Raw genomic sequence first — 9235 nt, forward strand, 5'->3', positions numbered from 1 at the left:
TAATTTAGTTATAAGATTAAAAAATATCAAATTGACTTGATAGAAAATTCTTTCTGCAAAATAAAAGATTCACTTCTTTTTAGTAAATTGGCTTGTAATACGTAAAATAATAAACCAAAACACAAATACTATCAATTCCCCTATGTCAATACTAGACAGGATAGTTCGCAGTACATCACTTTCACAGTTTTGTACTGAACATATTATATGAATACGAAACTATTGTACATAGATATCGAAACTACACAACAAGGCAAGATCAAAGATGTCGGAGCATTGTTAGGTGATCTAAAATTGCATACACATAAAGTAGAAGAATTGAAATCCTTTATTCTTGCTGCCGAATATATTTGCGGACATAATATCATAGCACATGACATTCCGCTATTGGCGAAAGTGCTTGGAAATGAAATATTTCAGCATAAAATAATGGTAGATACGTTATTATGGTCGCCTATTTTATTTAATGAAAATCCGTATCACCATCTTGTAAAAGGGTATAAAATTGTCAATGATAGCGATTATAATAATCCGCTTTCTGATTGTATCCTTACGGAAGAATTACTAAATGAAGAGCAAAATGCTTTTAAATTACTTTCTGAAGAAAAAAAGCAATTGTATGCAAGTTTACTTTCCAAATCAGAAGCCTATAAAGGTTTTTTACAATTAGTCGACTTTAAATCCACAACAGTTTCAAACAATTCGGTATCTCAATTTTTAAAGAATTCGATATGTGATCAATCGGATATTGAAGTTATTATCGAAGAAAACCCAATTGAATTGGCGTATGTAATCGCATTGATTACTGCGAATGAAAATTCTATTTTACCTAATTGGGTTCGCAAAACATATCCGAAAACGCAGCAAATTTTGGATAAAATTCGTTTTCAATATTGTGGAAATGAGAGTTGTCAGTATTGCAACTCCAAGTTGCATCCGCGGAAAGCGTTACAAACCTATTTCGGCTATGACAATTTTAGAAGTTTTGATGCTGATGAGCTTATCAGTCTGCAAGAACGGACTGTACAAGCTGGATTAACAGCAGATTCTCTCGTAGCAGTATTTCCCACAGGTGGCGGAAAATCACTCACATTTCAATTACCAGCTTTGATGAAAGGTGCGTTGGCGCGACAACTAACGGTGGTCATTTCTCCATTGGTTTCCTTGATGAAAGATCAGGTAGATAACTTGGAAAAAAAGTTTGATATAACAAAAGCAGTTGCCATCAATGGATTATTATCTCCTTTGGAACGACAAGATGCGATTGAACGTGTGGAAAATGGCGATGCAAAATTGCTATACATTTCACCAGAATCCTTGCGTTCGCCTACCATTTTAAGAATTTTACAGCAACGATCTATTGCTCGATTTGTCATTGATGAAGCACATTGTTTTTCTTCGTGGGGACAAGATTTTAGAGTCGATTATCTATATATCGGTGAGTTTATAAAAGAACTGCAATCCAAAGAAATTTCAGGCAATATTCCTGTTTCTTGCTTTACGGCAACGGCAAAACCACAAGTAATTAAAGATATCAAAACGTATTTTCAATCAAAATTAAACATTCAACTCAAAGAATTTGTCACCAGAGCAAGTCGTGTCAATCTAAAATATGAAGTAATTGACATTAAAGATCCTACAGAGAAAATGGGCAAACTACTTTTATTGTTGGAAGATTGTGAAAAACCTGCCATCATCTATGCTTCGCGTACCAAAAAAGTAGAAGAGATTTATGAAAAGGTAGAAGAAAAAGGATTTGAAGTTACTTTTTTTCATGGAAAACTCAACAAAGATGTAAAAAAGCAACAGATGGATGCTTTTATGAACGATGAAAAAGAAATTATTGTGGCAACTTCTGCCTTTGGAATGGGCGTTGACAAAGACGATGTAAAATCGGTGATTCATTATAATATTTCAGATTCGTTGGAAAACTATGTACAAGAAGCTGGTCGTGCAGGAAGAGATGAGAAGATTGAAGCAAAATGTTATGTGTTGTTTAATGAAGATGATTTAAACAAGCATTTTAGTTTATTACAACAAACAAAAATCAATCAAAAAGAAATTCAGCAAGTTTGGCAAGCGTTAAAGTTTTTAGCTAAATATAGAACGAACAAAAATATTAGTAATTCGGCACTTGAAATTGCACAAAAAGCAGGTTGGGACACCGAAATTAAAGATTTGGAAACAAAAGTAAAAACTTCGATCGCCGCATTAGAAGATCAAGGGTTTTTAAAGCGAAAACAGAATTCACCACGAATTTTTGCAAATAGTTTGTTATATCCACAATTATACAAAGCAAGAGAAGTCATCAACAATAGTAGGATTACGGATAATGAAAAAGATAAATGTGCTAGAGTATTGCAATATGTGTACAAGCATGACGAATGTAGAGTTGATTATTTGGCGGATTTGACAGGTATGAATGTAAGAGAAATACAAAATGTCATCAGTACGCTTAGAGAACTAAAAATTTTAGGTGATGCTAGAGATTTGACTGCTTTTATCAGTTTGGTGCAATCTAGAAACGGTTCAAAAAATATACTAAAACGCTATCTGGTTCTTGAAAAAACACTAATTCAATTCCTTCAAAAAGATATTAAAATTTCCATGCGTGAATTGAATCAGAATATGATCAATGCGAATGTGGAAAAAACCTCAGTAAGTGATATTAAAAACATTCTTAACTATTGGGAAATTCGAAATTTCATCAAAAAAAGTCGCATTCACCGAGAAACAGAAACGTATAGTATTACAATCAAAGATTATGAAGCTATTGTAAAAGATATTGAATGGCGACACCAATTGGCAGTTGATACGCTAGAAATTTTAATACAACTCTATAAAGATCAAAAAGAAAAACAAGTTAACAGCGAAAAGCGAGATTTACCTGTAGGATTTTCTATGTTAGAATTAAAAACCAAAAATGAAGGAGCCGGACTTTTTAGTGCAAGTAAAAATTATGAATTGAAACAGTATGAACGAACGTTATTATTTCTCAATCAAATAAAATCCATACAATTAGAAGGTGGTTTTATGGTGTTTTATAATCGTTTGAATATTAAAGATATCAACGATTCAATTCGTGTTTTTACAAAAGATAATTATGATAAAATGGAGACGCATTATCTTCATAAAACACAGCAAATTCATATTGTGGGCGAATATGCAAAACGCAGACTTCAAAATTATGAATCGGCACTTTCTTTTGTAAACGAATACTTTAGTTTTTCGTATAAAGAATTTTTAACAAAGTATTTTCCGAGGCGAAAAAACGAAATTAGCAGATGTTTGAGCCCGAAACGTTTCAAGCAAATTTTAAAAGAATTAGATACCGATCAAGCTGCTATTGTCAATGATGGAAAGTCCAAAAACATTCTAGTTTTAGCAGGGCCAGGAAGCGGGAAGACGAGAGTGTTGGTACATAAAATTGCAAGTTTATTATTGTTAGAAGATATCAAACCAGAGCAGTTTTTAATGCTGACATTTTCGAAAGCAGCTTCCCTAGAATTTAAAGATAGAGCTACGAAATTAGTACCCGAATATGCGAGATTCATCAAAATAACGACGTTTCATGGCTTCTGTTTTCAATTATTGGGACAATTGGGAGATTTAGAGAAATCTCAAAATATCATTAAAGATTGTGTAGCAGCCATCAAAAGTGAAGAAATAGACATCACTTCTATAGAAAATAAAAGTGTGTTGTTATTGGATGAGTTTCAAGATGTAAGTTTGGACGAATGGGAATTGATACAAACCATTATTGAAAAAGCAGGAAATATAAGAGTGATTGCCGTTGGTGATGACGATCAGAATATTTATGAATTTCGCGGTTCGTCAAACAAACACATGCTCGATTTTTTAAAAACACAGAATGCTACACCATACACTTTAATTAAAAACTATAGAAGCAGCTCGGAAATTGTAACTTTCAATAATGAATTACTAGAAACGATTCCGAATCGACTTAAAACAAAAACACTTTTAGCGACTAATAAAGAAATAAATTCAAATGTTCTGTTGCTACGTTACACCTCAAGATATTTAGAAAAATCACTTGTAGATAAATTGATTTCCGATGATTATGCAGGAACTAGAGCTGTATTGGTCAGAACCAATAAGCAAGCACTGATGATACAAACGTTCTTAAAAAGTGCGGGACAAAAAACAAAACTCATCACAGGATTGGAAGGTTTCCGATTGTCAGATTTGTTTGAAATCCGAAGCTTTACAGAGCATTTAAAAAGTCAAAAAAACGAAGCTGGATTTATTCTGGATACTATTTGGAAAGAAGCTAAGACTGTTTTTACCGAAAAATACAAACAAAGTATACATTTAGAAACCTGTTTGGCGGTTATTTCTAGATTTGAGAAAAGTTATCCCAATCATAAATTACTCATCGATTGGTACGATTACATTCGTGAAATTAATATGCAAGATGCGGTCAATGCGGACAGCAATGTGATTGTAATTGCTACAATTCATAAAGCAAAAGGAAAAGAATTCGATCATGTATATGTATTGTTAGAAAATTACAAATTTGATAGGGCAGAAGCAAAACGGGTTCTATATGTAGCGTGTTCGCGAGCAAAACTCAGTTTACAATTACATTGCAATAGTGATTTCTTTGATGAATTTACAAACAACACTTTACAAACCATCCATTTTAAAGGAACCACGGAACAGCCATCATCTTTTGAAGTCGTTTTGAGTCATAAAGAAGTGAAATTGGGAAGATTTAAAAAAGAGTTTATAATAGATCGAATATCTAGTATAACATCGGGAGATAAATTGACAAGTTATTATAAGAAATATGATGAAAAAGAGGTTTTTGGATTGGCTAATGAATATGGTAGAGAAATTGCACTATGCTCAAATGGTTATGTAGAAGATAAGCATAACGATTTTTCAACGTCAGGTTATCAGCTAATAGCTGGCTCCATAGAATATTTGGTGTATTGGTATGACAAGGACGAAGAAAAAGAGCATAAAATCATATTGCCGCGATTGCGTTACGAAAAAGGAACTGCTTAAAAAAGCACCTTCATCAAGGTGAAGTATTTATTAATTTGTGCAATTAATTTTGAAAGAATATAAAAGTATTTGATATGTAAGGTTAAATGACAAATCATAAAAAACTTTTTAAGAATCTACATTTAAGAAGGTAGCATATTAGTAAATCAACGAATTAACCCGTTTGAATTTTATGTCTTTATAAGTTTAGCAGTTTATGTTTTTATTTAAAAAGTAGAAAAAAACAAATTAACAAGCAACTGTCACAGCGAGCGCAGTCGAGATGCAAAAACCAGTCCGTTTAAACTTTCAAAATTTAGAAGTTTCCACTATCTTTGCCACTTCTCAAAAAAAGAATACAAACGTATGTTTAATAATTTAAGTGAAAAGCTAGATAAAGCAATGCATGTTCTTAAAGGACATGGAAGTATAACGGAAGTAAATGTTGCAGAAACGTTGAAGGAAGTGCGTAGAGCATTACTTGATGCCGATGTGAACTTTAAAATTGCAAAAGATTTTACGAAAAGAGTAAAAGAAAAAGCTTTAGGACAAAACGTACTTACGACATTACAACCAGGACAGTTAATGGTAAAGATCGTGAAAGACGAACTTACGGAATTAATGGGTGGAGATGCCGCAGGAATTAACTTGTCAGGGAAACCATCAATTATTTTAATGTCTGGTTTGCAAGGTTCGGGTAAAACGACGTTTTCGGGAAAACTTGCCAATTATTTAAAAAATAAAAAAACAAAGAAACCTTTATTAGTTGCCTGTGATGTATATCGTCCGGCGGCGATTGATCAGTTGCATGTAGTGGCTGAACAAATTAAGGTTGATGTGTATTCTGATAAAGGAAACAATGATCCAGTGGCTATTGCACAAGCAGGAATTGCACACGCAAAAGAAAACGGACACAATGTAGTTATTATTGATACCGCAGGGCGTTTGGCAGTTGATGAAGCCATGATGACCGAAATTGCAAATATTCACAAAGCCATTGAGCCACAAGAAACACTATTTGTAGTGGATTCTATGACAGGACAAGATGCCGTGAATACAGCAAAAGCCTTTAATGATATCTTGAACTTTGACGGCGTTATTTTAACGAAGTTAGATGGTGATACACGTGGTGGAGCTGCAATTTCTATTAAATCGGTTGTAAACAAACCAATCAAGTTCATTGGTACAGGTGAAAAAATGGAAGCTATTGATGTCTTTTATCCTTCACGTATGGCAGATCGTATTCTTGGAATGGGAGATGTTGTTTCGTTAGTAGAAAGAGCACAAGAGCAGTTTGATGAAGAAGAAGCAAGAAAATTACAAAAGAAAATTGCCAAGAATCAGTTTGGTTTTGACGATTTCTTAAAGCAAATACAGCAAGTAAAGAAAATGGGGAACATGAAAGACTTAGTCGGTATGATTCCTGGAGCTTCAAAAGCAATGAAAGGTATGGAAATTGAAGACGATGCTTTTAAACATATAGAAGCGTTAATTCATTCAATGACTCCTGATGAACGCTCTAAACCAACACTAATTAATGCAAGTCGTAAAAAACGTATTGCAAAAGGTGCTGGACGTTCGGTTCAAGAAATGAATCAATTGTTAAAGCAGTTTGATCAAATGAGTAAGATGATGAAAATGATGCAAGGCGGCGGCGGAAGAAAGCTGATGCAGATGATGAAGGGAATGGGGAAATAATTTAGTTTTCAGTCTCAGTTTGCTTTTGAAAAGCTAAATATTGAATTTTAAATGTAAAAGTACTTGTTGTTGGCTTATAAGTTATACAGTTTATATCCAAATGAACAAATTGACAAAAAACAAATCAACCAGTTTGAAGTTTATGTGTTTACAAGTTTAGGAGTTTATGTTTTTATTTAAAAAGTAGAAAAAACAACTTAACAAGCAACAAGCAACAAGCAACAAGCAACAAGCAACAAGCAACAAGCAACAAGCAACCAACAAGACACACACAACACAACTATACATGATTTTATTAGATGGAAAAAAGGTATCAAATGATATCAAGGACGAAATAGCAAAAGAAGTCCAAAAAATGAAAGATCGCGGAGAAAAAGTACCGCATTTAGCTGCCGTTTTGGTTGGAGATGATGGTGCTAGTTTAACGTATGTAGGAAGTAAAGTGCGTTCTTGTGAGCGTGTTGGATTCGAATCTACAATGGTGCGTATGTCAAACACAACATCAGAACTTGAATTATTAAAAAAGATTCATGAGTTGAACGATAATGACGATATTGACGGATTCATCATTCAACTGCCATTGCCTCCACAAATTAATACGCAAAAAGTATTAATGGCAGTACATCCTGATAAAGATGTTGACGGTTTTCACCCTGAGAATTTTGGGAAAATGGCATTAGACATGTCAACATTTATTCCTGCAACACCTTTCGGGATTTTAGAATTACTAGAACGTTATGACGTTGAAACCAAAGGAAAGCATACCGTTGTAATTGGAAGAAGTCATATTGTGGGAAGACCGATGAGTATTTTAATGGGAAGACGTGGTTTTCCAGGAAACTCAACAGTTACTTTAACGCACAGTCACACAAAAAACATTACACAAATTACGTGTCAGGCAGACATTATTATTACCGCTTTAGGACGACCAAATTTCCTAAAAGCTGAAATGGTAAAAGATGATGCCATTGTAATTGATGTAGGAATTACGCGTGTTCCAGACGAAACTAGAAAACGAGGATATCGCATTACAGGTGATGTGGATTTTGAAAACGTAAGTAAAAAGACAAGTCACATAACGCCAGTTCCTGGTGGAGTAGGACCGATGACGATTGCCATGTTATTAAAAAATACATTATTGGCAAGAGAACGTCATATAATGGCGAAAAAATAATATACTTTATATAAAATAGTAAAAAGCGATCTTTGAAAAAAGGTCGCTTTTTTTGTTATGTTGTTTTGTAGCTAAGGAGTTTATGGTTTCATACGAAAAGTAGCAATATCAACTAGCTGACTTTACAAATAATTATGTGAATATTAACAGCATACTTCCAAATTTAGTTGCTAGAAGATTATTGAATAGCAGTAATGTTTCTCTATATTTATGAAAAATTATTGAAATTTTGAATGAAAAATCTATGCATGTAAATACTAGTAGATGTAACGTTATGAAAATAGCAATAACAATTGTACTCACATTTTTTGTTTCATTGAGTTTTGGGCAATCAAAAGAAGCATATCAAAAAATTAGTGACTCATTATTAAAATTAGGACAGAATGATGAATTGATCCAGTATTTTGATGCAGAACTTAAGAAATATCCCCAAAATGAAAATGTGCTTCGTATGCTTGGGTATGCTCATATTACAAACAACAATTTTGACCTTGGTAAAAAATACTATACTGACGCATTAGCGGTAAACCCAAAATGCGCTCGCTGTTATTTGAATATTGGTCGAATTGCTACGATGAAAGGAAACAATAAAGAAGCACTTAACTATTTTGATAAAGCAATCAATACAGATCCAACAGATGCTTTATTGTATTCTAACCGAGGAAAATTAAAAGAAATGCTTGGCGATAAATTTGGCGCATTAAGTGATCATAATAAAGCTGTAAAAATAGATCCGGAGAATTTAGATAGCTATATTTTTCGTGGACTTTATAACGCAAGTGCAGGTTATCCGTCGTTAGCTATTTCGGACTTAACCAAAGCAATAGAATTGGCGCCCCAAAACTATTATCCTTACTATCAGAGAGCAAGTGTGTATTACGCTCAAAAAAGATTTGAAGAAGCGATGACAGATATCAATACAGCAATTAAAATAGATGAAAACCAATTTTTATTATATACCATAAGAGCATCAATATTTAATTTAACGCAAGAATATCAAAAAGCAATAGATGATTATTCAAAAGCGATTGCTATGAACAAAAATGATTTTGCGTCCTATATAAATAGAGCTTCATCCAATTATGCCTTAGAAAATTTAGATGCTGCTTGTGATGATTATTCTGCGTTGAAATCGTTCATTGAAGATGGAAAAATTTCTGGTCAAGCAATGATAACACAAGTAAATAGTGCAATACAAGATATTTGCGATGCATCAAAATCTAGTTATTATTTTCAAAGAGGAGTTGGTTATTACAATGTCAAAGCGTATCAAAAAGCAATTAATATCTATGATGTTGGATTGGAAAAGTTTCCAAATAACGGAATGATGCTATCCTTTAAAGGAAATACATA

Annotated in this window: 4 protein-coding genes; all 4 read left to right on the top strand. The window is 33.2% G+C overall.

The genetic code is table 11. The features are described 5' to 3' along the window. The first annotated feature begins 207 nt into the window (after nt 1-207). A complete protein-coding gene (locus AB8B65_RS11535; protein WP_405301166.1) occupies nt 208-5031 on the top strand; it encodes a RecQ family ATP-dependent DNA helicase in 4824 nt (1607 codons plus the stop codon). Between the two features lie 345 nt (nt 5032-5376). Then, entirely contained in the window at nt 5377-6708 is a 1332-nt protein-coding gene (ffh, locus tag AB8B65_RS11540) for a signal recognition particle protein (RefSeq protein WP_405301167.1), read from the top strand. Between the two features lie 286 nt (nt 6709-6994). Then, entirely contained in the window at nt 6995-7882 is an 888-nt protein-coding gene (locus AB8B65_RS11545; protein ID WP_405301168.1) for a bifunctional 5,10-methylenetetrahydrofolate dehydrogenase/5,10-methenyltetrahydrofolate cyclohydrolase, read from the top strand. A gap of 274 nt (nt 7883-8156) precedes the next feature. After that, a partial coding sequence (locus AB8B65_RS11550; protein WP_405301169.1) for a tetratricopeptide repeat protein occupies nt 8157-9235 on the top strand: 1079 nt, incomplete at its 3' end.

Source organism: Kordia sp. (assembly GCF_045105435.1).
In the GTDB taxonomy this organism is placed as follows: Bacteria; Bacteroidota; Bacteroidia; order Flavobacteriales; family Flavobacteriaceae; genus Kordia.